Genomic DNA, 597 nt, shown 5'->3' with positions numbered 1-597 from the left:
GGGACGTCGCCGAGCCTCTTGCATCCCGCCGAACGTTGCGGCATTGACGTCGCCGCGCGCCACCTTCCTGCTCGGCCAGATCGCGATGATGCGGCGCTTCCTGAAGGCGCCGAGCGAGCGGGCGGCCGGCGTCAGCGGCTGACGACACCGCAGCACTCGCCAAAGCCCGTCTCTGCTGTCAGTCTCCCCTCGGATCCCGAGAGGAACGCCCGTGACCGCAGGCCCCTTCGACCATATCCTGAACTGGCGGCTGCTCGCCGGCTCGCACGCCTTCCCCGGCCCGGATGGCGGCACCTGCATCAACGAAGCGGCGATCGTCGCGGCCGGGCTGCCCTACAAGGCGATCACCGCCACCGAGGACTGCCCGCCCTGCTTTTCCCGGCCGCTGGCCGCCTATGCGCTGGGCCTCAACGACGCGATGCCGGAGGGGGAGCGGACCCGGCTGATGGCCTTCGTCCTGCGCCTTTCCGGCTCGGCGGATTCTCCCGAGATCGAGGGCGAGCGCACGGCGTTCCTCGCCTTGGAGAGCGTCCGCCGCATCCTGCCGCCGCTCCTGGACCGGGCCGGGCTGCCGGCGCTGGCCGCGCGCTGCGAGGC

General features: G+C 72.2%; 1 pseudogene. It reads left to right on the top strand.

What is annotated here, in order from left to right:
* Positions 1-211: 211 nt before the first annotated feature.
* Positions 212-597: pseudogene (locus FV217_RS22510) on the top strand (hypothetical protein); the annotation flags it as partial.

Source organism: Methylobacterium sp. WL9 (assembly GCF_008040035.1).
Lineage (GTDB): Bacteria > Pseudomonadota > Alphaproteobacteria > Rhizobiales > Beijerinckiaceae > Methylobacterium > Methylobacterium thuringiense.
This window is presented reverse-complemented; position numbering and strand designations above follow the sequence as displayed.